The following is a 21628-nucleotide window of genomic DNA, read 5'->3' as shown; positions in this document are numbered from 1 at the left end:
AACCAATATGACCTACGAAGAATTCCTGGATGAAGTGACGACCCTGATCGTCGAAAAATACGATCTCGACGACGAGGCCGCGATCAAGATCGTCGTCGATGCCCAGGAGCGGGGCTATTTCATCGCCCACGACGACCACAAATCGATGCGCACCCTCGACCGCGCCCACGAGGACGCGCGCGCCCTGTTCAAGACCAGCAGCAAGAAGTAAGCCTGCCGCGCGGGCGCCGTCCGGCGTCCGCCCCATTCCCTTCACTCCCTCGTTTTCCGCCCGGCCGCGTGCCGTGCCGGCGCCGCCGTGGCGCCTGTCTTCCTGTCCACCAGTTGCGTGTTGCAGCCCGTGCCCCGTGCCCATGCACGCGGGCCGGGTTGGGCCTGCGCACATCGTATTTGTCGGGAAACTTCCACATTTTCCCTTCGATTTGTAGGGGAAATCCTACAGTTGCTTGAATAAAATCTAACTTTCCCATTATCATTACAAGCTTGAAAAATCACCGTACAAACGGTGCTGTTTTGCTCCGCAGAGGCAATTTCTTACGTTCAAAATGTATATGTAAGAAATTACACACGGAGTGTGATAATTGGAAAGAATCTGGAAATGCCCATCAGAAGACTGCCGGAAGGCGCAGCCTACGACCCCAACCGCGTACTCGACGCCATCATCGCCAAACTGCAGCTGAAGAACGACGCCGCCCTGTCGCGCGCGCTGGAAGTCGCACCGCCGGTGATCAGCAAGATCCGCCATAACACCCTGCCGATCGGCGCCACCATCCTGTTGCGCATGCATGAGATCAGCGATTTGAGCATCCGCGAACTGCGCGCGCTGATGGTCTCGCCGGACGCGGGGATGTCGGCCGCCTGAAAAAATGAGCCGGCCTCAGGCCGGCTCGGTGAAGGGCAGGGCGTTGCGCCATGCCCATGCTCGCGTATGTTTGTCCTTGGTGCGCCGTCCTCGCGGACGGCGGCAGTGCTGCCCTTGCAACGCCCTGCCTCGGCAAGGCTTGCACATCGGCTCAGGCGGCCAGGGGCGCCCTGCCGCACCAGGCGGTCTGGACTTCGGCGGCGGTATTCGCCGGCGCCCGGCCGCACCATGCGGTCTGGGCTTCGATGGCGGACGCAACCGGCGCCCGTCCACACCAGGCGGTCTGGACCTTGGCAGCGCTATCGGCCGGAGCGCGGCCGCACCATGCAGCTTGCCTGACCGCTTCCGGCGCCCGCCCGCACCATGCGGTTTCCTGCGCCGCTTCCGGCGCGCGTCCACACCATGCGGTGCGGACCGCCGCCGCGATGGCGGTGACGGGCGAACGCCCGCACCATGCGGTGTGGCCCGCGCCTTCGGCAGCCGCGGCCGGGGCGCGGCCGCACCATGCGGCCTCAGCGGCGCTCGCCGCGTCCTGGGGCGCGCGGCCGCACCAGGCGGCGCCGGCCTGCTTCACGTAGGGCTCGCCGAAGGTCGACTCGTACAGTTCGCGCATGCGTTGGCCGGCCTGTTCCTGGACCGCGATGTCGTCCTGGCCGCGCAGGCCGATGTAGGGATAGTGGTGCAGGAAGTAACCGAAGGCCTGCTCGCAGTCGCTGGCGTACTTCATGGTGTCGAGGATGTGGTAGTGCCAGAAGGTGTCGACGTCCACCAGCGGCGCCGTCTCTTCGTTCGGGAAGGCTTTCATCAGGTACAGGAAGCGGCGGTATTCGATTTCCGTGGCGTTCGCTCGTTCGAGCGACCAGCCTTCGCCGGACTCCTTGTGCATCAGCTTGACTTTGATCGGGTTCAAATCCAGGGCGGCGATCACTTCGAAATCGTTATTCGAGTTCATGATTCATCCTTTGTTTTGGCTACTGCGTCATTATTGTGATTTGGTGTTCCGTTGGATGACGAAGTCGTGCTGACTGATGATGTGGCCCTCCTTCTGGTCGAGTGCAGCGTGGGTGAAAAAAGCCCGGTTTGACGCATCACATTAATGACCATTCTCTACCCCAAGCTTGCGAAAATAGTTGATTAATCGCAAGTTGAGTGATGTCAAGTAGACGAGTGTCGCATTTTCGGCTACAGGCTTTCGAAGACGCGAATCGGGCTCGGCGGCGCTGGCGCGGCCTGGGATACGGAGATCAGATTGTCGGCAGTCGGGATTGACACGTGGACTGTCGTGCCGGCGTTCGGCCGGCTGGTAATCAGGCACCTGCCGCCGAGGATGCGCACGCGCTCCTCGATGCCGACCAGGCCGAAGGAGCCGGGCTTCTGGCTGCCGCTCTTGGCCAGCCCGATGCCGTTGTCGCTCACCGTCATCGAGATCGATTCCGCGTCGAGCGCGAGCTCGACTCGCACGGCGGTGGCGCGCGCGTGGCGCGAGACGTTCGTCAGCGACTCCTGCAGGATGCGGAACAGGGTAGTGGCGCAGCGGTCGCTCACGTGCAATTCGCGGCCGTCGGACACCAGTTCGCAGGCGATCCCGGTGCGGCGCTGGAACTCGGCGATCTGCCAGTCGACCGCGGCGGTCAAGCCCAGGTCCAGTACGTGCGGGCGCAAGTCGTTGATGATCTGGCGCACGCTCTTGATGGTGGCGTCGATCTGCTCGAGCGTCCAGCGCGCCCGCGCGTGCAGGCGCGGGTGGCGGCGGCTGGTGCGCGAGGCCAGCAGGTCGGCCTCGATGCGCAGCGCCAGCAGGTTCTGGCCGAGGTCGTCGTGGATCTCGCGCGCGATGCGCTTGCGCTCGTTTTCCTTGATGGTCTCGGCATGCGCCGCCAGGCGCCGCAGGTTATCGTTGGTCTTCTGCAGCTTCGTCTCGCTGGCGCGCAACTCCTCCGTCATTTCCTCGGCCAGCGAGATGGCGCGGCGGCGCGAGGAGCTCAGGGTCTGGAACAGCGCATACAGCAGGGCGGTACTGGTCGTTCCCGCCAGCATCGCCACCCAGGGCAGGTAGCTGTCGATTTCCGAATACATGCTGTGCTTGGCGATGCGGAAATCGATATCCCAGCCGCGCCCGCTCACGCCCACCGGCAGCAGGGCGCGGAACATGTCCGGCGCGTATTCGCGCGCCTGGGGCTGGTTGTCGAAGAATACGGTGCGCTGGTAGACGCCCGGCGGCCCGCCGAGTTCTTCGACCGGGCTCAAGCCGGAAATCACGAGCCGGGTCGAATGCTTCGGCATGTTGTCCAGCACGCCTTGCGCCAGGCGCGAGACGCTGAAGCCGATACCGACCGAGCCGATGTAGGCCGCGCGGCGCTGGGCGACATCGTTCAGCGGCATGGCCGGACGGTAGACCGGCATGCGCATGCCGAGCCCGCTGGTATGGGGCTTGATCGGCACCCGCGTGCCCGAGGTCGAGGCGTCGCCGGTGTCGCGCGAGTGGGCCAGCGCCAGGGCGACCGCGGGACGCGCCTGCAGGTCGATGCCGATGCGGTCGGCGCGCGCCGAGCTGGGTTCGATGTAGGTCAGTACCGTGTATTCGGGACGGTGGCCAGTGGGCCGGATGCGAAAATCCAGCCCTTTCGCGCCGAGCTCGCGCCGCAGTTGTGCTTCGATGGCGGGACGCTCGGCGTCGCTGAAGGTGCGCGCAAAATTGATCGTCTCGACACCGGGGAAATGGTTTTCCAGGTCGAGGCCGGCCACGTAGCGGCGGAATTCCTCGCTGGTGACATCGTCCCCGGCAAGAAACAGGCTGGAAGTCCCGCGCAGCAAGTCCGCATAACTCTTGATGCGGCTGTCCAGGATCGACTGGACGCTGCGCGCCATGTGCAGGAAGCGTTCGTGGGCGTCGTTCTCGATGGCATTGCTGGTGCTGATGTGCAAGCCGGTCCCGACGCCGAGCGATAGCAGCGCACCCAGCCAGGAACCGAGCCTGATCGATGCGATTCTCTGCGCAAACTCGGCCACGATTCCCATCGTTTCTGCTCCCAATCGTTATTCAATTCTTTATTTTTGATTTCGATCAGAATCGCGCAGACGGCGAACGCTGTTACCTAGCAGTCCTGACAGCTTGCTTGCGTCGCGGCAGCAACATAAAAAAATCCCGCCGCGGCAGGGCCGGGGCGGAATGGTGCTGTCGTTCCTGTTTCGGAGCGGAGTCGGCCTTACTTGCCGCCCCAGCTGTCCTTCAGCGTGGTGACGCGGTTGAAGACCGGCTTGCCCGGTTGCGAATCGACGCGGTCGGCGACGAAGTAGCCGTGGCGCTCGAACTGGAAGCGCTGGTCGGCCACGGCCGCGGCCATGCCCGGTTCGAGATAGGCGGTGACGGTTTCCAGCGCGTTCGGGTTCAGCGCGGCCTTGAAGTCCTTGCCGCCGGCATCCGGTTGCGGGTCGAGGAAGAGGCGGTCGTAGAGGCGCACTTCCGCTTCCAGGGCGGCGGCGGCGCTGACCCAGGTGATGTTGCCCTTGACCTTGTAGTTGTCCGCGCCCGGCGTGCCCGACTTCGAATCCTCGAAGTATTTCACGCGCACGGCGGTCACGCTGCCGTTCTCGTCCTTGTCGTAGCCGGTGCACTCGACCACGAAGCCGTACTTCAGGCGCACGCGCGCGCCCGGCTGGTCGCCGACTGGCGGGGTGAAGCGGTGGTAGCCCTTGGTCGGGGTTTCCATGAAGTCTTCCTGCTCGATCCACAGCTCGCGCGTGAACGGGAAGCTGCGCTGGCCCATTTCCGGATGGTGCGGGTGGACGGGCGAGGTGCAGGCGACCGATTCGCCTTCCGGGAAGTTTTCGACAATCAATTTCAAAGGACGCAGCACGGCGATCGCGCGCGGCGCCTTCGGGTCGAGGTCGTCGCGCAGCGCGCCTTCCAGCGTGCTCATGTCGATCCAGCCGTCGGCCTTCGAGACGCCGATGCGCTCGCAGAACAGCTGGATCGATTCCGGCGTGTAGCCGCGGCGGCGCAGGCCGACGATGGTCGGCATGCGCGGGTCGTCCCAACCGGTGACGATGCCGTCGTCCACCAGCGAACGCAGCTTGCGCTTGGAGGTGACGACGTAGGTCAGGTTCAGGCGCGCGAATTCGTACTGGCGCGGCACCGGGCGCTGGAAGAAACCGCCCTCGGCCAGGGTCTCGACCAGCCAGTCGTAGAACGGGCGGTGGTCCTGGAACTCCAGGGTGCACAGCGAGTGGGTGATGTTCTCGATCGCGTCCGAAATCGGGTGCGTGTAGTCGTACATCGGGTAGATGCACCAGTCGTCGCCCGTGCGGTGGTGGTGCGCGTGGCGGATCCGGTACAGGGCCGGGTCGCGGTTGGTCATGATCGGCGAGGACATCGCGTCCTCGCTCATCTTCGCGCGCAGGATGTGCTCGCCGTCCTTGTACTTGCCGGCCTTCATGTCGCGGAACAGTTGCAGCGATTCCTCGACCGGGCGGTTGCGGTAGGGCGAGTTGGTGCCCGGCGTACCGAAGTTGCCGCGGTTCTTCGCCATTTCCTCGGCGCTCTGGCTGTCGACGTAGGCGAAACCTTTCTGGATCAGGTACTCGGCCATCTCGTAGAGCTTGTCGAAGTAGTCGGAGGCGTAGTGCAGGAACTCCTCGCCGCCTTGCTCCCAGGTGAAGCCCAGCCACTTGACGCTGTCCATGATGGTGTCGACGTATTCCTGGTCTTCCTTCTCCGGGTTGGTGTCGTCGAAGCGCAGGTGGCAGCGGCCGTTGTAGTCGCGCGCCAGGCCGAAGTTCAGGCAGATCGATTTCGCGTGGCCGACGTGCAGGTAGCCGTTCGGCTCCGGCGGGAAGCGCGTGATGACTTGCGGCATGCCGTCGCGCTTGTGGGTGCCCGCCGCCAGGTCGTTCTCGACAATGGCGCGCACAAAGTTCGACGAAGGCGCGTTCGCCGCCGCCGCGTTGTTCTTATCAATACTCATGAAAGAAGGTGTCTGGATAGGTAAAGTTGCTGTCATTTTACCGTACACAGGGGCGCCGCGGTCCGCCTATGTGGTGGAGCGCACGGTTCGCGCCGGCGCCCAGGCAGATACTTGAGGCCAATGTTGCCGCTTCCAAGTCCGCGCGCCGCTTTCCGGACTCGTGGCCACGCTGTCAAGTTGGCGTTTTCTATAGGATAATCTCGTTTTGCCGTTTTTCGGCTATAGCCGGAGAGTTCCAAATTGGAAAATTTATACGCGATCCTCGGCGTCGCGCCGAACGCCAGCGACGACGAGATCAAGAAGGTCTACCGCTCGCTGGCCATGCGCTACCACCCCGACCGCAACCAGGCGCCGGGCGCGGAGGCGCGCTTCAAGGCCGTCACCAAGGCTTACGAGATCCTGTCGGACCCTGCCAAGCGCGAGGAATACAACCAGAGCGTGAACCACCGCATCGTGCTCGACCCCGAGGCCGAGGCCTTCGAACTGTGGCGCTCGCTGTTCGCGCTGAACGGCGTGACGCTGCAGGCGTAAGCATCGCCGCCGGAGCAGGACGCTCCGAACCCCCGCATACAGGACAAACAAGATGAAAAGAGTACATCCCGAATTCGCCTACCAGTCGCGCGAACTGGAAGGCCAGATCGACGGCACCCTGGGCGACCCGCCCAACCGCAAGAACTACGACATGATGGTCGGCGCGCTGGTGTCGGAATACGCCGGCGGTTCCGGCATCGACGACGTCAACCTGATGGCCTTCGCGCTCGTTGACAAGATTCGCTTCAAGGACCCGAAAGGCCTGCTGCGCGAAGCGGCCGACTACGAGGGCGACGACCCGGCGCGCGTGTTCGCGATGGCCGAGTGCGACGGCGAGGACGGCGCCGCCATGTACGCCGCCATGACGGAAAACCATCCGGAACTGGCGCGCCAGGCGATCATCACCGCCTTCCTCTACAAGCACCAGGGCCGCTGGGCCGACGACGACCAGTCGCTCGACCAGCTGGCCGAGGGCGACGAAGGCGACGACGACGACAACGACGGCATGGACGACAGCGCCGCGACGGACGACTTCACCCAGATCTTCGACCAGGGAGAACGTGAATGAACGACAAAGCCAATCTGCCGGCGCTGACCAAGCAGGTCAGCGAACTGGTGCTGGCCGGCTCGCTGCAGCACGCCGAAGAGGCGTTCTCGCAGGCGGCCGACGAACACGGCGACTACGCCGTGGCCGAGGTGCTGTCGACCCTGCCGCCGCAGGTGACCGCGCTGCACCTGGCCGGCTTCGACGGCGCCAAGACCTCGGTCGCGACGCTGCTGGTGCCGCCCAAGGCCTGGGCCGAGAGCCTGGCCTACATGGCCGCCACCTGGCCCGACGACATGATCGAGGACGACCCCGAGCGCATCGCCGAGGGCCTGTTCAACCATGTGCACGGCGTCGTCTACGCCAGCGACGACGAGGACCGCCGCCACGAGCTGCTGCTTGAGGCCTCCGCCACCGACCACGGCGCCACCGTGTTCGCGATCCTGTGGTCGCTGGCGCCGAAGGAAATCATGGAAGTGGCCGGCGAAATCAACCTGAAGGGCCGCTACGTGACCGGCCAGACCTCGTCCGACAGCGACATCGTGCCGCTGGCGGTCGACCTGGCCAAGGCCAGCGAGGACGGCTGGGAGCGTTCGCTGATCGAACTGTTCCCGGAATTCCGCCACAGCGCCGAGATGGCCGACGCCGAGTTCCCGGACGATCCGGACGAAGACCCGGAGTTCCAGCAGCGCGGCACGCGCGAACTGCTGTACCGCCTGCGCAAGCAGGTGCCGTCGACCCGTACCATGCCGCGTCGCAGCACGCGCAAGAGCATGGGCACGGACATCTTCTCGTGAGCGGAGACCGCCAAGCAATGCTGCCTGCAATCGTCATCGAAAAGCCGCCCCGGCTGGTGCGCGCGATCAAGCTGCTCGCCGCCGAGGATCCCGAGGAAGCGGCGATCCTGGCCGACGAGCTCTCGGGGATCACCGCGATGGTGGCCGGGAAGTTCACCAACGACCGCACCGCCGAGGGCATCGGGCGCGCGCTGCTGCTGACCGTCGGCGGCGTGTCGCTGGGCCTGGAAGGCATCATGGAGGAAGAGGGCGAGGAAAAGGACGAGGTCGCGCTCGATATCCTGATCGAGGACGGCGCCGAGTACGTGTTCCAGTCGGGCTTCCGCCTGATCCGCGAACTGGCCGCGCTGCCCGAGGACAGCCTGGTCGGCGAGTACGACCTGGACCCGGTGTATTCCCAGCGCCGCCTGAAGGAGCTGTTCGTCGACCTGTGCACCGCCGACCCTGGCGAAAGCTGGTCCGGCTACGAGCGCTACCTCGGCCAGCTGCGCCAGCGCCAGCAGGTGCAGGCCATCGTCCACGCCGCCCAGTGGCTGCGCCGCAACCACTACGAAGGCCCGGTCGGCGACCCCGACCTGAACGCCGAGGGCGTGATCGCACTGGCGATCATCTTCGCGGTCGAAGGGGGCGGGCGCATCGTCGCGCGCACCGGCCAGAAGGAATTCGAGCGTTTCGTGAAATCGGTACGCAAGAACAATCCCGACTTCGAGGCCGGCTGGACCCAGCTGCTGGAAAAGGTCCCGGCGCCGCACCGCGCGATCATCGCCGAGCGCATTGGCACCTACCGCGAGAGCTGCACCGTGTTGAAGAGCCTGGTCACGAAAGCGCCGATGAAGCAACTCATCGCCGAGCTGGAGAACTACGCCGGTTCGGAGCTGGACGCGGAATACCCGTAGGGTGGACGGCTCCACCCTGGTGCCGGCACCTAAGGAACGCATGCGCCGCCCACGCGTTCAACGGTCGCATGCATCGCCGCGACTCTGCGCCGGCATGGGAATGGTGGGCACCCCGTGCCCACGCGAACGCCCGCAGCCCTGCGGCGCACGTTCCGATGGCAATGCGAACACACCAAGAAGGCATGGAAAGATCAGCCGCCAATCCCGTAAACACACCCTCCCACTCCGCTTCTCCCGCCAGCAGCCCGCGCCGATCTTGCGTATGATGAGCAATCCAGCACCAGGATTCGCCCATGTCTTCACCCGCCATCGCCGCCGGCAGCACTGACTTCAAACGCGTCAACCGCGCCATGGCCTTCGGTGGATTTTCCACCTTCGCACTGCTCTATAGCGTCCAGCCCCTGATGCCGCTGCTGGCGCGCGACTTCGCCCTGACGCCCGCCCAAAGCAGCCTGGCGCTGTCGATCTCCACCGGCCCGCTGGCCCTCGCGCTGCTCATTTCGAGCATCCTGTCCGACCGCTTCGGGCGCAAGCCCCTGATGGCCGCCTCGATGTTCAGCGGCGGCCTGCTTACCCTGCTGGCCGCCTTCACCCATGACTACGTCCAGCTGCTGGCGCTGCGCGGCCTGATGGGCTTCATGCTGGGCGGGATGCCGGCCGTGGCGATGGCCTACCTCAGCGAGGAAATCGAAGGCAGCTCGCTCGGCCTGGCGATGGGCATGTACATCAGCGGCAGCGCCTTCGGCGGCATGTTCGGGCGCGTGCTCGCCTCGGTCATCAGCGACTTTTATTCCTGGCGCGCCGCGCTCGGCATCATGGGCGCGGCCGGCCTGTACGCGGCCTGGGAATTCCGGCGCAGCCTGCCGGCCTCGCGCCGTTTCCGTCCGGGGCAGGGCGGCCTGGCGGGATTGATCGACGGCGCCCGCCGCCACCTGCGCGACCCCGGCCTGCCTTTCCTCTTCCTGCTGGCCTTCCTGCTGATGGGCTCTTTCGTCAGCCTGTACAACTACATCGGCTACCGGCTGCTGGGGCCGGAATTCCACCTGCGCCAGAGCGCCGTCGGCGCGCTCTCGGTGCTCTACCTGCTCGGCATCTTCAGCTCGGTCTGGGCAGGCCGCCTGGCCGACCGGCTGGGGCGGCGCAATGTCCTGTGGCTGGTGATGTCGGTGATGCTGGCGGGGCTGCTGCTCACGCTGGCGGGCAACCTGGCCGCCATCGTCGCCGGCGTCGGCCTGTACACCTTCGGCTTCTTCGCCTCGCATTCGGTCGCCAGCAGCTGGGTCGGCCGGCGCGCCCGTCCCCCGCAGGCGCTGGCGTCCGCCCTGTACCTGTTCTTCTACTACCTGGGCTCGAGCGTGGTCGGCTGGTTTTCGGGCTACATGTGGGAACATTTCGGCTGGCTTGGCGTGGTCGGACTGCTGGGCGCGGTCCTGGTGCTGGCGATGCTGATCGCGCTGCGCCTGCGCGGCCTGGCGCCGCTCGAGCCCACCACGCCCGCGACGCCGTAAGCCGGGCCAGGGATGTCATCAAGGCATGGATGCATCGTGCCTAGCGGCATCTCCAAGACGACCTATTGAGGGCTGGCCTGTCGGAATAGGCAAACCCGGTCGAGTCCCACTATTGTCGCTGGGGTAAGGTGTGCGACAAGCGCAAGCATTTCCGGTCAGCGCTAAAATCAACCGCTCTCTTTCCAAAGGAGGTCATCATGCTGCAAGCAAACGAAATCCAGCAACGCTACAGCCACCTGCAGCAGACCCTCGGCGAAGCCGAGCAGGCCTGCATGGCGTCACAGGATACGCCGCCGGAAATGCGCGACTGTATCCAGCGTATTTCGCGCGAGCTGAAGCAGGCGCGCGATGTGATGCAATCGAACGACGAGGCGCGGATCGTCCAGTGCGTCGACAGCCTGGAAGACATGGGCGACGAGGCCAAGCGCATGAGCCGTTCGATGCCGCAGATGCCGGCGCATCTCGAGGCGATGGTCACCCGCGTGCATGCCGAGCTGTCCGACTTCAAGCACAAGCTGCACTAAAGGCACCTGACGATTCCCCCGAGGACTGTTGCATCGTCTTGCCTTCGGGGTTTTGTCAGGCGCGTCTTCAATCGTGAAGCCCGCGCGGCAGGAGAGGGCCGGGCAGGACGCCTACACCACGCCCTTGCCGCGCAGCGCCGCGATCTCGTCGCCGTTCTTGCCCAGCACATCGCGCAGCACCTCGTCGGTGTGCTCGCCCAGCAGCGGCGGCGCTTTCGCGCTCGTCGCCGGCGTGGCCGACATCTTCATCGGGCTGCGTACCAGCGTCACCTTGCCGGCGCTCGGATGCGGCAGTTCGATCGCCATCTCCCTCGCGCGCACCTGCTCGTTGGCGAAGACTTCGCCGACGTCGTTGATCGGTCCGCAGGGCACGCCCACTTCCTCCAGCATCGCGATCCACTCGTCGCGCCGGCGCGTCGCCACCATCTCGGCCAGCAGCGGCACCAGCACGTCGCGGTTCTGCACGCGCAGCGGGTTGGTCGTGAAGCGCGGGTCGCGCGCCAGTTCTGGACGCCCGCCGGCCTCGACGAACTTCTGGTACTGGCCGTCGTTCCCCGAGGCGACGATGATGTGGCCATCCAGGCAGGCGAAGGTCTGGTAGGGCACGATGTTGGCGTGGGCGTTGCCCCAGCGCTTGGGCGGCTTGCCGCTGTTGAGGTAATTGCTGCCGACGTTGGCCAGCATCGCGACCTGGGTGTCGAGCAGGGCCATGTCGATGTACTGGCCTTCGCCGGTGCGGTCGCGGTGGGTCAGTGCGGCCAGCACGGCGATGGTGGCGTACATGCCGGTCATCAGGTCGGTCAGAGCCACGCCGGCCTTTTGCGGGCCGCCGCCGGGCAGCTCGTCGCGCTCGCCCGTCACCGACATCAGCCCGCCCATGCCCTGGATCAGGAAGTCGTAGCCGGCGCGGTGCGCGTACGGCCCGTCCTGGCCGAAGCCGGTGATCGAGCAGTAGACCAGGTCGGGCTTGACCGCCTTCAGCGATGCGTAGTCCAGGCCGTAGCGCTTCAGGTGCCCGACCTTGAAGTTTTCCAGCACCACGTCCGAATGGCGCGCCAGTTCGCGCACCAGCGCCTGGCCCTCGGGGCTGGCGATATCGACCGTCACCGAGCGCTTGCCGCGGTTGGCCGACAGGTAGTAGGCGGCCTCGCTGGTGTTGTTCCCTGCGGCGTCCTTCGCGTAGGGCGGGCCCCAGGCGCGGGTGTCGTCGCCGCTGCCGGGACGCTCGATCTTGATCACGTCGGCGCCGAGGTCGGCCAGGTTCTGCGAGCACCAGGGGCCGGCCAGCACGCGCGAGAGGTCGAGCACGCGGATATGGCCGAGTGCCTTCGAGGTTCCGGAATCAGTCATGGTGTTTATTTGCCAAGTTCATAGAGCGCCGATTATAGCCGGGTGTGGCGGCTCAGCTGTCCGCCTTGCCCAGCAGCTGGGTCGCGAACGCGTCGCGTTCGCGGTCGACGATGTCGTCGACGACGCGCTCGTCCAGTCCCATCGCTTCGAGCACGAAGGCCGACAGCTGCAGGCTGGCCTCGAGCGTCTCGGGCACGACCACGGTGGCGCCGGCCTGCTTCAGGATGCGCGCGTGCTTCTCGTCGCGCGAGCGCACGAACAGCGGCACCTGCGGGAAGTCGCGCCGGATGCCCTGCACCGCCTGCAGGGCGGAGGCCGGGTGGTCCATCGTCAGCACGATGGCCGGCGCTTCCTCGGCGTGCACGCGCCGCAGCAGCTCGCAGCGCGCGGCGTTGCCGAAGTAGACCGGGACGCCTTGCGCGTGCAGCTTCGAGACCAGCTTGGCGTCGTTCTCGAAGGCGATGTACGCGATGCGCTGGGCATCGAGCAGCCGGGCCAGTTGCTGGCCCACGCGCCCGAAGCCGGCGATGATGATGCGCCCGCGCGCCGACGCCAGCGTCTCTTCGTCGGCGCTCGCCGCCTGCGCATGTTCGCTGCGCTGCGCGCGTTCGCCGATGGCGCGACCCAGGCGCGCCAGCAGCGGCGTGATGAACATCGACAGGCCGACCGCCAGCATGGCGCGCGCGGCCAGGCCGGGTTCGAGCAGTTTGGCCGAGACGGCGAAGCCGATGACGATGAAGGCGAACTCGCCGCCCTGGCCCAGCAGCAGGCCGCCCTCGATGGCCTTGGGCCAGGGCAGGCGGCCGGTGCGGAAGATGAGCGCGATGACCAGCGCCTTGACCAGTACCAGGCCGAGCACCGCGCCGGCCAGCCACAGCGGCGCCTCGACGACCTGGCGCGTGTCCATCTGCATCCCGACGGTCATGAAGAACAGGCCCATGAGCAGGCCCTTGAAGGGCTCGATCATCAGCTCGACCTCGTGCTTGAATTCGGTCTCGGCCAGCAGCAGGCCGGCGATCAGGGCGCCGAGCGCCATCGACAGCCCGGCGGCGGCCGACAGCGCGGCGATGCCGAAGGTGCTCAGCAGGATCAGGGCCATGAAGACGTCGGGCTGGCGGTGGCGCGCGAAGGCCTTGAACAGCGGGTGGATGACGCGCCCGCCGACCAGGTAGATCAGGGCGATGGCGCCGCCGGCCTTGGCCACCGTCACCACGGCCAGCATGAGCGTGCCGTCGCCGCCGCTGTCGCCGCCGGCCAGCGCGCCGATCAGGATCAGGATCGGCACCACCGCCAGGTCCTGCAGCATCAGCACGGCGAAGACGGCCTGGCCGAGCCGGGTGCCGGTGCTGTGCTGCTCGCTCATCAGCTGCATGACGACGGCGGTGGAAGACAGCGACAGCACCAGGCCGAGGATGACTGCGGTCTCGAACGGTGCGTCGAGCAGCAGCAGGATCGCGGCGCCGAGCAGGAGCGCGCTGGCCAGCACCTGGGCCGAACCCGCGCCGAACACCCAGCGCCGCAGCGCCCACAGGCGCGCGGCCGACAGCTCCAGGCCGATCATGAACATCAGGAACAGCACGCCGATCTCGGCCAGCATCGAGACCCCTTCGCCGCTGGGGAAGGTGATCCACCCCAGCCAGGGGAACTCGCCGGCCGACAGCGCCACGCCGAAGGGGCCGAGCAGGGTGCCGACCGCGAGGAAGCCGAGCACCTGGTTGATGCGCAGGCGTTGCAGCGTCGGAATCAGGATGCCGGCGAGGATCAGGAACAGCAGGATTTCGCGCAGGAAGGGGAAGGCGTGTTGCTCTTGCACGGATGGATGCCTTTGCGGTTGTTGACTTGCATTGGCATTTTATAACGGCGGCTCGGCACGCCGGTGGATCGTGCCGGAGGGACGTAGGGTGGGCACTCCGTGCCCACGCGTAAACGATGAACAGACGCAGCGCTACGATGAGCAGACGCAGCGCTTATGGTGAGCAGTCGCGACGTTTTGTAGACGCCGATACGACGCACACGTCACGCGTGGGCACAGGGTGCCCACCCTACGGTCATTGCCCTCTCAGGAACTCTGCATGTGGAAAGCCTCGGCCGGGGTTTCCTCCTGCTGGCGATGGCCGCTGGCCACCGGCTGGCGCGATTCGGCGGTCTTGACCAGTTCCTCGTACTCCGGATCGTCGACGCCGCGCAGTTCGAGGTAGCGGTCGAGCGCATTCTCCAGCTTCGGCAGCAGGATCGCGCGTTCGCTGTGCAGCACGCTGTACGCGGGGCGCGCCGCCGCCAGTTCCATCGCCGTCCCCGGCCGCGCTTCCAGGCTGTCGGTGGCGATGCCGGCCTTTTCGGCCGCCATCTTCGCCAGCGCGTACCAGGTCACGGCGCCGACGTTGTTCAGGTGCCAGATGCCGCTTTCGCGGTCGACCGCCAGGTCGAGGCAGGTATGCACCAGGTCCGGCACATAGGTCGGCGACACCGTCATGTCGTTGGCGGCCACGAAGCGTTCGCCGCGTTCCAGCGCGCCCAGCGCCAGCGTCACGAAGTTGTGCCGGTCCCAGGGGCCGAAGAAGGCGCTGGTGCGCACCACCAGGGCGCCGGGGTGCTTGTCCAGCACGGCGGTTTCCGACTGCGCCTTGCTGCGTCCGTAGACGTTCAGCGGCGACACCGGATCGCTCTCGACGTAGGGGCGGTCGTGGCGGCCGTCGAACACCAGGTCGCTCGAGAAGGTGGTCAGGTGCACGCCGTGGCGGGCGCAGGCCTCGGCCAGGATCGCGGCGCCGACCGTGTTCTCGCGGAAGCAGCGCTCGGCTTCCTGTTCCGCGTCGTCCACGCGCACGTAGCCGCAGGTGTTGATCACGGCCCAGGGCTTGTGGTGGCTGAGTGCCCGGTCCACCGAGGCCGGGTCGGCGATGTCCATGTCGTGGCGCGAGAGCAGCTTGTAGGCCAGGTTGCGTTTCTGGCAGACGCGGGCGAAAGCGCGGCCCAGGGTGCCGGACGCGCCGGTGATCAGGATCGGCGCGGCGCTGGCGCCGTTCAAGCGGTGGCTGGGGGCCGCGATCGAGGCGAGGGCGGCCGGCGTGGCGACCGGCGGGCACAGGAAACGGCCGGGACGGCGCCACCAGCCCTGGCCGCGCAGCACCGGGTTGGTCAGCGGCTGGCCGCTCGCCAGCTCGCGCATCATGCGCGCCAGCGCGGTCGGGCGCGGCAGCGGCGAGCGCACGTCGAACGGGCCGGGTTCGTAGTAGCCGCGGTTCTCGGTGACCAGGCTGTTCCAGTCGAAGGAGCCGAGCAGCGACCAGACCGTGACCGCGCGGAGGTCGACGCCGTTGTCGCGCGCGGTGTGCGCGGCCTGCCAGATCTCCAGCAGCCAGCGCAGCTGGTCTTCGCGGTTGGCGTCGATGTGGGCTTCGGTGATGCTCAGGGGCAGGCGGTAGCGCTCCCAGACTTCGGACAGCAACGGGCCGATGCCGGCGGTCGGCGTGGCCAGCGCGCGCGAGGCTTCGATGTCGGCGCAGGGGATGCCGTCGGCCACGCCGCGGTGGTGCTGCGGGTAGCGCTCGGGACGGTGGTCGAGCCAGCGCTCGCTGGTGACGTAGTAATTGACGCCGATGACGTCCGGCGGGCAGGGGTTGTCGCGGAACCAGAGGATGTCGGCTTCGTCGATGCCGGTGCCGGTCAGGTAGTTCCAGAGCTTGTGTTCGGGGCCAATCATGCCGCACAGCAGGTCCCAGGCCAGCCAGCGGCGCTCGTTGTAGAAGTCGGCCACGTGCGCCAGTTCCGGCGTGCTGTAGGTCTTGCCGAGGTCGTCGGTCTGCACCAGCTTGGCGTTCGGGTTGACCTTGCGGATTGCGCGCATGCACAGCACCACGGCGCGGCATTGCACCAGCAGGGCCTGGATGAAGCTGCGGTCGTCGCGCGCGTGCGGGTACCAGACGCCGTACAGGCCGGCGAAGCGGGCGGTGGTGCAGGGTTCGTTGACCGGGGTGTAGTACTCGAGCCAGGGGTAGCGTGCGGCGACCGCGGCGGCGTACTCGGCCAGGCGCTCGGGGAAGGCCGGGTCGAGCAGGCTGGTGTCGCGCGGGCCGCTGCCGTGGTGGACCAGGCCGGCGATCGGCGTCACGCCGGCTTCACGCAGGGCCGGCAGGCGCTCGTCCGGCCAGCTCCAGTCGGCCTTGTCGACGCCGTCGGGCGCCGTGCGTTCCCAGAGGACGGGGTAGCGAATGGCACGAATGCCGAGCGAGGCAAAACGCTGGACGTCGCAGGCGCGTTCGGCATGACCGTTGCGGTCGAGCTGGCTGAAGTAGTCGTCGCGGACGCGGTTGACGGTGCACTCGAGGCCGCCCCAGAGTTCCAGGGGGCGGGGTTGGCTGTTCGGGCTCGTATTAGTATTCATCATTCACCACTCTTTAAAATTTTGACAACAAAAACTTTTTAGATGGCCGCCGAAACCAAAAGGTTCGGACAGGTTCGACCGGTCCCCCGTGCCCGGTGAGCGAGACGCTTGCCCTGAAGACGGTTGACAGCGGGCCGCCAACCTGCAAACATGCCATCCATGAATTTTCTGAACCCACACTTCTCGTTTTGCACCTGGTGGCGCCGCTGACAGCGCGCGGCCCAGTAGAGAAGATGTGACTCAATGAACGCCGCCTCGATTCAGGTGGCGTTTTCGTTTGCGCGGCAGGATCGAGGCTCAACCCAAGGAAACTCGATGAGCTTGCAAGACACCCCAGCAAACGCGCCAGGCACCCCGGCTCCGGCACACGTGATCCTCACCGGCGACCGTCCGACCGGTCCCCTGCACCTCGGCCACTACGTGGGCAGCCTGCGCAACCGCGTGGCCTACCAGGACCAGTACCGCCAGTTCGTCATGCTCGCCGACGCCCAGGCGCTCACCGACAACATGGACGACACCGGCAAGGTACATCGGAATGTTGTCGAAGTGGCGCTCGATTACCTGGCGGTCGGCATCGATCCGTCGCGCTCCACGATCTTCATCCAGTCCCAGGTTCCGGAACTGGCCGAGTTGACATTTTATTATTTGAACCTCGTGACCGTCGCACGCTTGGAGCGCAACCCGACTGTCAAGACGGAGATCCAGCTGCGCGGTTTCGAGCGCGACATCCCGGCCGGCTTCCTGACTTACCCGGCCAGCCAGGCTTCCGACATCAGCGCCTTCAAGGCGACCCTGGTGCCGGTGGGCGAGGACCAGATCCCGATGATCGAGCAGTGCAACGAGATCGTGCGCCGCATGAACCGCATCGCCAAGCGCGACATCCTGGTCGAGTGCAAGGCCCTGGTGCCGGAAATCGGCCGCCTGCCGGGCATCGACGGCCGCGCCAAGATGAGCAAGTCGCTCGGCAACACGATCAACCTGGGCGACAGCGCCGACCAGATCCGCGCGGCCGTCAAGCAGGTCTACACCGACCCGCTGCATTTGAAGGTGTCCGACCCGGGCCACCTGGAAGGCAACGTCGCCTTCATCTACCTCGACGCCTTCGACCCGGACAAGGAAGCCCTGGCCGAGATGAAGGCCCACTACGTGCGCGGCGGCCTGGGCGACAGCGTCGTCAAGAAGCGCCTCGACACCGTGCTGCAGGACATGCTGGCCCCGATCCGCGCGCGCCGCGAAGAGTACGCCCAGGACAAGGGGCAAGTGCTGGCCATGCTGAAGGAAGGCACGATGAAGGCGCGCGAAGTGGCCGCGCAGACCATGGACGAAGTGCGCCGCGCGCTGGGCTTGTCGTACTTCTGACCTGCTTTTGATTCGTTCGGTACGCTGCCGCTGACCCGGCGCGTTCAACGTTCTCCGATTCGTGTTGCGGATGAACGCAAAGACGTAGGGTGGGCGGCTACACCGCACACATGGCGTACCTCCGCCTTGTGCGCCGCCCACGCGTCGATTGTTATCGATTCCGATGACGTGCCGGATGATCTTGCCGCCGACGATCACCGCGTGGGCGGCGGCCACGCCACGGCGGAGCGCCCACCCGGGGTGAGCCGCCCACCCTACGCCGTATCCCGATACCTCCGGTATCGTCAAACGCTTCCTTGTCGCCCACGCTGGCTGCAGGCATTGTCATGTGACAAGCTGCGCGCATCGATGCCTCAGGGGAGAATCACATGAGTAAAGGTTTGCGCTTGACCGAGCGCTGGCTGACGCGCGCGCTGTGGCTGGTCGCCTTCATCTTCGCCGGCTTCCTGATCGGGCTGGGCGGGAAGATCGTCGAGAACCTGTGGGATGTCGAGGCGCCGCTCACCGTCGAGCAGTTCATGGACCAGGGGCGGGCAGCCGAGGTCAAGGCCCAGCGCGACGCGGCGCAGGAAAAACTCGACGCGGCACGCACCGCACTCGAGCAGGCCGAGCAGAAGCACGCGGTGGCGCGTTCGAACACCCGCTCGGCGCGGGCCAGCTTCGACAACTGGCTGGCCACGCGCCGCGTCACGGCCCGGCCCGACCAGGACCGCGAGCTGGTCGCCCGCACCGAGGCGCTCGACGCGCTCGAATCCGAAGAGCGCAAGGCCCTGTCCGCGGTCGAGACCCAGGAGCAGGCCATGCTCGACGCCAGCCAGCAGGCGCAGCAAGCGCGCTCGCGCTGGGAAGCGCTGGAGCGGCCGGCCGTGCAGGCGCACGCGCAAGCGCTGCGCGCCAAGGAATTACGGGTATTTCTCTACCGGCTGGCGCTGACCCTGCCGCTGCTGGTTGTCGCCGGCTGGCTGTTCGCCCACAAGCGCAAGAGCAGCTGGTGGCCCTTCGCCTGGGGGTTCATCTTCTTCGCGCTGTTCGCCTTCTTCTTCGAGCTGGTGCCTTACCTGCCCAGCTACGGCGGCTACGTGCGCTACGTGGTCGGCATCGTCGTCACGGTCGTGGTCGGCCGTCATGCGATCCTGTCGTTGCAGCGCTACCTGGCGCGGCAAAAGCAGAGCGAGGCGTTGCCCGACGCCGAGCGGCGCCAGACCATGCGCTACGACCTGGCCCTGGCGCGGCTGGGGAAGAGCGTCTGCCCGGGCTGCGAGCGGGCGGTCGACCTCAAGGACACGGCGATCGACTACTGCCCGCATTGCGGCATCGGCCTGTTCGACCGCTGCGGCGGCTGCGCCACGCGCAAGAACGCGTTCGCGCGGTTCTGCTTTAGTTGCGGAACCGCCGCGAACACCACGTTGGCAGACTAGCTCAATCCTGCAGGTCGGCCGGCACCTTGCCGCCGTTCTCGGCCAGCTTCTTCATGACCTGCTTGTGCAGCCAGATGTTCATCGCGGCCGAGTCGCTGGTGTCGCCGGTGTAATGCAGTTCGGCGGCCAGCTCCTTGCGCGCCTGCAGGCTGGAGTCGAGGTCGAGCAGCTTGAGCAGGTCGACGATCGAGGTGCGCCAGTTCAGCTGTTGTCCCGAGGCCTTCTGCTTGTTGGTCAGGATTTCCTCGACGTCCACCTGCTGGTTCAGGGTGGTGGCCGGGGCGGCGGCGGCCGGCGCCGACGGCGCCGGATTCGGGGCGGCCTGGCCAGCCGGTTGGGCCGGCGCGGCGGTCGGCGCGGTCGCTTGCGGCGCTGCCTGCCCGGCCGGCGCCGGTGCGGATTTCTGCGGGAAGATCTTGTGGAAGATGTTGCTTAGCATGCCCATGTCTTTCTCCTTTTCTGGGGTTGGATTGCGGCGCTGGATGCCCTGCGCCATGGCGCCGAGCGCGACGGCGAGCGCGGTGGCGCCGATTGCCTTGACGGCGGTCGGATGCTCGGCATAGAACTCGCCCATGCGGTCGAGGATGCCCGGGTTTTCCTGCTGCGCCTTCTCGGCGATTTCCTTTACCTGCTCAGGCGACACTTGCGAGGCCTGTTCCGGCGTCACGCGGCCGCCCGCATTCCCGCCAAACAAACCGCCCAGCTTGCCCATCAGGCCGGGACCGGCGCCGGCGATCAGCTGGTTGAGCATGCCGGCGCGCTGGTCCGGGTTGCTGTTGCCGAACATCTGGGCCAGCATCTGCGGGAAGGGCGGCGTCTGGTCGGAACGCAGGGCCTGGATCACGCCCTGCGCGAGCGTTTCGCGCGGCGCGGCCTGGGCGGCGCGGTCGAAGTCATCGGACGCCTGCGCCGGGTTGGCGGCGCCACCGCCCAGATATTGGCCAAGCAAATTCCCTAAATCAAAACCCATGTGACCTCCTGCTTGAATGACGTTGAAAGGGGAGGGTAGGACGTCCACGGCCGGGTTTCGGTACGGTGGCGAACGCACGACATATAAAATGTTTAAGACGCTGCCTGCTGGTAATGTCTGGCTTGCCGCGCTAAGCTGGTGCGATGCCGTATTTGCCCATCCTTGCCTTTGCCTGCGTCTACGTCGGGGCGACCCTTGCCTGGGACCTGCCGCCCCTGGTCGGGGTGGCCTACGTCGTCACCAGCCTGACCTGCTTCGTCGCCTATGCCCTCGACAAGTCGGCCGCGCGGCACGGCGGCTGGCGCACGCCCGAACGCACCTTGCTGGTGCTGGGCCTGGTCGGCGGCTGGCCGGGCGCCTTGCTGGCCCAGCAATGGCTGCGCCACAAGTCGTCCAAGCGTGCGTTTCGCCGGATGTTCTGGACGACCGTGGCGGCCAACGTGGGCGGCTTCGTCTACGTCTCCGCGCGTCTGGCGGCCCCTGCATGAATCCGTCCGGGACCTGGCGCTATCCCCGTGTGCTGGCCCATCGTGGCGGCGGCACGCTGGCGCCGGAGAACACCATGGCCGGGCTGGTTGAAGGCATGCGGCGCGGCTTTCGCGCCATCGAATACGACGTCATGCTGGCGCGCGACGGCGTGCCGGTGGTGATGCACGACCCCTTCCTCGGGCGCACCGTGGCCGGTTCGGGCAACGTCTTCGACTACGATGCCCTCGAGTTGGCGGCGATGGACGCCGGCAGCTGGTTCGCGCGCCGCTACGACGGCGAGCCGGTGCCGCTGTTCGTCGAGTTCGCCCAGTTCTGCAAGGCCCACGGCGTCTGGCAGAACATGGAGATCAAGCCCGCGCCCGGCTACGAGATCGAGACCGGCGGCACGGTGGCGCGCATCGCGGCAAGCATGTTTGCCGATGAGATCGCGGCCGGGCGGTGGGAAGCGGTGCCGCTGCTGTCCTCGTTCAGCGAGCTGGCGCTGGCATCGGCGCGCGAGGTGGCCCCGCTGGTGCCGCGCGCGCTCCTGATGAGCGAACTGCCACCCGACTGGGAGCGCCGCGCCCACGCGGTGGAGGCGGTGGCGATCCATGTCAATCATCGGCACCTGACGCCGGCGCTGGCGCAGGCGGTAAGGGCGGCCGGGTTCGGGCTGTTCTGCTATACGGTCGACGAGCCGGCGCGGGCGCGCGAGCTGCTGGGGTGGGGCGTGGAGGCGTTCTGTACCGACCGGATCGACCTGATTTCTCCAGATTTTTCGTAGGGTGGGCACCTGTGCCCACGCGGTCTCATCGGGTGATCAGCGGCGCCTTTGAAGAAAACCCGTTCATGCGCGCGTGGGGCTGTTGCCTGTGCCGTTATCGGTAATTTGAATCCGCGTGGGCACGAGTGCCCACCCTACGGAACACGCCTTGGACTGGCGGAGACAAAACCCGCTGGTTTTCGTAGGGTGGGCACCTGTGCCCACGCGGTCTCACCGGGTGATCAGCGGCGCCTTTGAAGAAAACCCGTTCATGCGCGCGTGGGGCTGTT

The 21628-nt window shown here is 66.5% G+C and carries 19 protein-coding genes; 12 read left to right on the top strand and 7 right to left on the bottom strand.

The features are described from left to right. Positions 1-7 precede the first annotated feature (7 nt). Both RT688_RS21380 and RT688_RS21375 read left to right on the top strand, forming a co-directional pair. A complete protein-coding gene (locus RT688_RS21380) occupies positions 8-211 on the top strand; it encodes a hypothetical protein (protein ID WP_313706852.1) in 204 nt (67 codons plus the stop codon). A 387-nt stretch (positions 212-598) separates the two neighbouring features. Continuing rightward, the gene (locus RT688_RS21375) at positions 599-862 is read left to right on the top strand and encodes a hypothetical protein (protein ID WP_313706851.1); all 264 of its coding nucleotides are present in this window, start codon (positions 599-601) and stop codon (positions 860-862) included. A gap of 151 nt (positions 863-1013) precedes the next feature. Here the strand turns inward: RT688_RS21375 and RT688_RS21370 are convergent, their stop codons facing one another. The 3 genes from RT688_RS21370 to RT688_RS21360 all read right to left on the bottom strand — a co-directional run bounded on the left by RT688_RS21370 (position 1014) and on the right by RT688_RS21360 (position 5826). Next, positions 1014-1814, bottom strand: a complete 801-nt coding sequence (locus RT688_RS21370; protein ID WP_313706850.1) for a glycine-rich domain-containing protein-like — start codon at positions 1812-1814, stop codon at positions 1014-1016. Positions 1815-2044: 230 nt separating this feature from the next. Next, positions 2045-3880 carry a CHASE domain-containing protein gene (locus RT688_RS21365; RefSeq protein WP_313706849.1) on the bottom strand — a complete coding sequence of 612 codons (1836 nt, stop codon included), beginning with the start codon at positions 3878-3880 and terminating at the stop codon, positions 2045-2047. Positions 3881-4068: 188 nt separating this feature from the next. Then, positions 4069-5826 carry a glutamine--tRNA ligase/YqeY domain fusion protein gene (locus RT688_RS21360; protein ID WP_313706848.1) on the bottom strand — a complete coding sequence of 586 codons (1758 nt, stop codon included), beginning with the start codon at positions 5824-5826 and terminating at the stop codon, positions 4069-4071. A 240-nt stretch (positions 5827-6066) separates the two neighbouring features. Here RT688_RS21360 and RT688_RS21355 point away from each other — a divergent pair, with 240 nt between their 5' ends. The 6 genes from RT688_RS21355 (at position 6067) to RT688_RS21330 (ending at position 10626) form a co-directional block, all read left to right on the top strand. Then, a complete protein-coding gene (locus tag RT688_RS21355; RefSeq protein ID WP_312550251.1) occupies positions 6067-6357 on the top strand; it encodes a DnaJ domain-containing protein in 291 nt (96 codons plus the stop codon). A 52-nt stretch (positions 6358-6409) separates the two neighbouring features. Beyond that, entirely contained in the window at positions 6410-6925 is a 516-nt protein-coding gene (locus RT688_RS21350) for a hypothetical protein (protein WP_313706847.1), read from the top strand. After that, complete coding sequence (locus RT688_RS21345; protein ID WP_313706846.1) at positions 6922-7698, top strand: hypothetical protein; 777 nt, start codon at positions 6922-6924, stop codon at positions 7696-7698. Before RT688_RS21350 ends, RT688_RS21345 begins: the two co-directional genes overlap by 4 nt. Before the next feature lie 17 nt (positions 7699-7715). Beyond that, positions 7716-8594, top strand: a complete 879-nt coding sequence (locus tag RT688_RS21340) for a hypothetical protein (protein WP_313706845.1) — start codon at positions 7716-7718, stop codon at positions 8592-8594. A gap of 293 nt (positions 8595-8887) precedes the next feature. Then, on the top strand, positions 8888-10102 hold the full coding sequence (locus tag RT688_RS21335) for an MFS transporter (protein WP_313706844.1): 1215 nt from the start codon (positions 8888-8890) through the stop codon (positions 10100-10102). Between the two features lie 197 nt (positions 10103-10299). Beyond that, the gene (locus RT688_RS21330; protein ID WP_313706843.1) at positions 10300-10626 is read left to right on the top strand and encodes a hypothetical protein; all 327 of its coding nucleotides are present in this window, start codon (positions 10300-10302) and stop codon (positions 10624-10626) included. A 111-nt stretch (positions 10627-10737) separates the two neighbouring features. On the opposite strand, the gene RT688_RS21325 is transcribed toward RT688_RS21330, so the two are convergent. From RT688_RS21325 to RT688_RS21315, 3 genes are all read right to left on the bottom strand, one after another. Further along, complete coding sequence (locus RT688_RS21325) at positions 10738-11976, bottom strand: CaiB/BaiF CoA-transferase family protein (protein ID WP_313706842.1); 1239 nt, start codon at positions 11974-11976, stop codon at positions 10738-10740. Positions 11977-12028: 52 nt separating this feature from the next. Next, a complete protein-coding gene (locus RT688_RS21320) occupies positions 12029-13789 on the bottom strand; it encodes a cation:proton antiporter (RefSeq protein ID WP_313706841.1) in 1761 nt (586 codons plus the stop codon). Positions 13790-14035: 246 nt separating this feature from the next. Continuing rightward, positions 14036-16363, bottom strand: a complete 2328-nt coding sequence (locus RT688_RS21315) for a family 1 glycosylhydrolase (protein WP_409521973.1) — start codon at positions 16361-16363, stop codon at positions 14036-14038. Positions 16364-16675: 312 nt separating this feature from the next. Between RT688_RS21315 and trpS the strand changes: the two genes are divergently transcribed. Together trpS and RT688_RS21305 are read left to right on the top strand one after the other, a co-directional pair. Beyond that, on the top strand, positions 16676-17719 hold the full coding sequence (gene trpS, locus RT688_RS21310) for a tryptophan--tRNA ligase (RefSeq protein ID WP_313706840.1): 1044 nt from the start codon (positions 16676-16678) through the stop codon (positions 17717-17719). Between the two features lie 368 nt (positions 17720-18087). Further along, positions 18088-19137: a serine endopeptidase gene (locus RT688_RS21305; RefSeq protein WP_313706839.1), complete on the top strand. Its 1050-nt coding sequence runs from the start codon at positions 18088-18090 to the stop codon at positions 19135-19137. Position 19138: 1 nt separating this feature from the next. Here the strand turns inward: RT688_RS21305 and RT688_RS21300 are convergent, their stop codons facing one another. After that, positions 19139-19582, bottom strand: coding sequence for a DUF3597 domain-containing protein (locus tag RT688_RS21300; protein ID WP_313706859.1), 444 nt, complete (start codon positions 19580-19582; stop codon positions 19139-19141). A 668-nt stretch (positions 19583-20250) separates the two neighbouring features. Between RT688_RS21300 and RT688_RS21295 the strand changes: the two genes are divergently transcribed. Further along, positions 20251-20595: a DUF1294 domain-containing protein gene (locus tag RT688_RS21295; RefSeq protein ID WP_313706838.1), complete on the top strand. Its 345-nt coding sequence runs from the start codon at positions 20251-20253 to the stop codon at positions 20593-20595. Next, positions 20592-21359: a glycerophosphodiester phosphodiesterase gene (gene ugpQ, locus RT688_RS21290; RefSeq protein ID WP_313706837.1), complete on the top strand. Its 768-nt coding sequence runs from the start codon at positions 20592-20594 to the stop codon at positions 21357-21359. The genes RT688_RS21295 and ugpQ overlap by 4 nt, the downstream gene beginning before the upstream one ends. The last annotated feature ends 269 nt before the right edge of the window (positions 21360-21628 follow it).

It is taken from the genome of Massilia sp. (assembly GCF_032106685.1).
GTDB lineage: Bacteria > Pseudomonadota > Gammaproteobacteria > Burkholderiales > Burkholderiaceae_D > Telluria.
The sequence above is the reverse complement of the archived record's forward strand: the minus strand, read 5'-3'. Positions and strand labels throughout refer to the sequence as shown.

Excerpts from the sequence above, each read along its gene's own strand:
- RT688_RS21370 (WP_313706850.1), bottom strand. The coding sequence starts at position 1,814 with ATGAACTCGAATAACGATTTCGAAGTGATCGCCGCCCTGGATTTGAAC.
- RT688_RS21375 (WP_313706851.1), top strand. The coding sequence starts at position 599 with ATGCCCATCAGAAGACTGCCGGAAGGCGCAGCCTACGACCCCAACCGC.
- RT688_RS21380 (WP_313706852.1), top strand. The coding sequence starts at position 8 with ATGACCTACGAAGAATTCCTGGATGAAGTGACGACCCTGATCGTCGAA.
- RT688_RS21360 (WP_313706848.1), bottom strand. The coding sequence starts at position 5,826 with ATGAGTATTGATAAGAACAACGCGGCGGCGGCGAACGCGCCTTCGTCG.
- RT688_RS21315 (WP_409521973.1), bottom strand. The coding sequence starts at position 16,363 with ATGATGAATACTAATACGAGCCCGAACAGCCAACCCCGCCCCCTGGAA.
- RT688_RS21330 (WP_313706843.1), top strand. The coding sequence starts at position 10,300 with ATGCTGCAAGCAAACGAAATCCAGCAACGCTACAGCCACCTGCAGCAG.
- RT688_RS21325 (WP_313706842.1), bottom strand. The coding sequence starts at position 11,976 with ATGACTGATTCCGGAACCTCGAAGGCACTCGGCCATATCCGCGTGCTC.
- RT688_RS21295 (WP_313706838.1), top strand. The coding sequence starts at position 20,251 with ATGCCGTATTTGCCCATCCTTGCCTTTGCCTGCGTCTACGTCGGGGCG.
- RT688_RS21335 (WP_313706844.1), top strand. The coding sequence starts at position 8,888 with ATGTCTTCACCCGCCATCGCCGCCGGCAGCACTGACTTCAAACGCGTC.
- RT688_RS21345 (WP_313706846.1), top strand. The coding sequence starts at position 6,922 with ATGAACGACAAAGCCAATCTGCCGGCGCTGACCAAGCAGGTCAGCGAA.
- ugpQ (WP_313706837.1), top strand. The coding sequence starts at position 20,592 with ATGAATCCGTCCGGGACCTGGCGCTATCCCCGTGTGCTGGCCCATCGT.
- RT688_RS21340 (WP_313706845.1), top strand. The coding sequence starts at position 7,716 with ATGCTGCCTGCAATCGTCATCGAAAAGCCGCCCCGGCTGGTGCGCGCG.
- RT688_RS21300 (WP_313706859.1), bottom strand. The coding sequence starts at position 19,582 with ATGGGCATGCTAAGCAACATCTTCCACAAGATCTTCCCGCAGAAATCC.
- RT688_RS21365 (WP_313706849.1), bottom strand. The coding sequence starts at position 3,880 with ATGGGAATCGTGGCCGAGTTTGCGCAGAGAATCGCATCGATCAGGCTC.
- trpS (WP_313706840.1), top strand. The coding sequence starts at position 16,676 with ATGAGCTTGCAAGACACCCCAGCAAACGCGCCAGGCACCCCGGCTCCG.
- RT688_RS21350 (WP_313706847.1), top strand. The coding sequence starts at position 6,410 with ATGAAAAGAGTACATCCCGAATTCGCCTACCAGTCGCGCGAACTGGAA.
- RT688_RS21305 (WP_313706839.1), top strand. The coding sequence starts at position 18,088 with ATGAGTAAAGGTTTGCGCTTGACCGAGCGCTGGCTGACGCGCGCGCTG.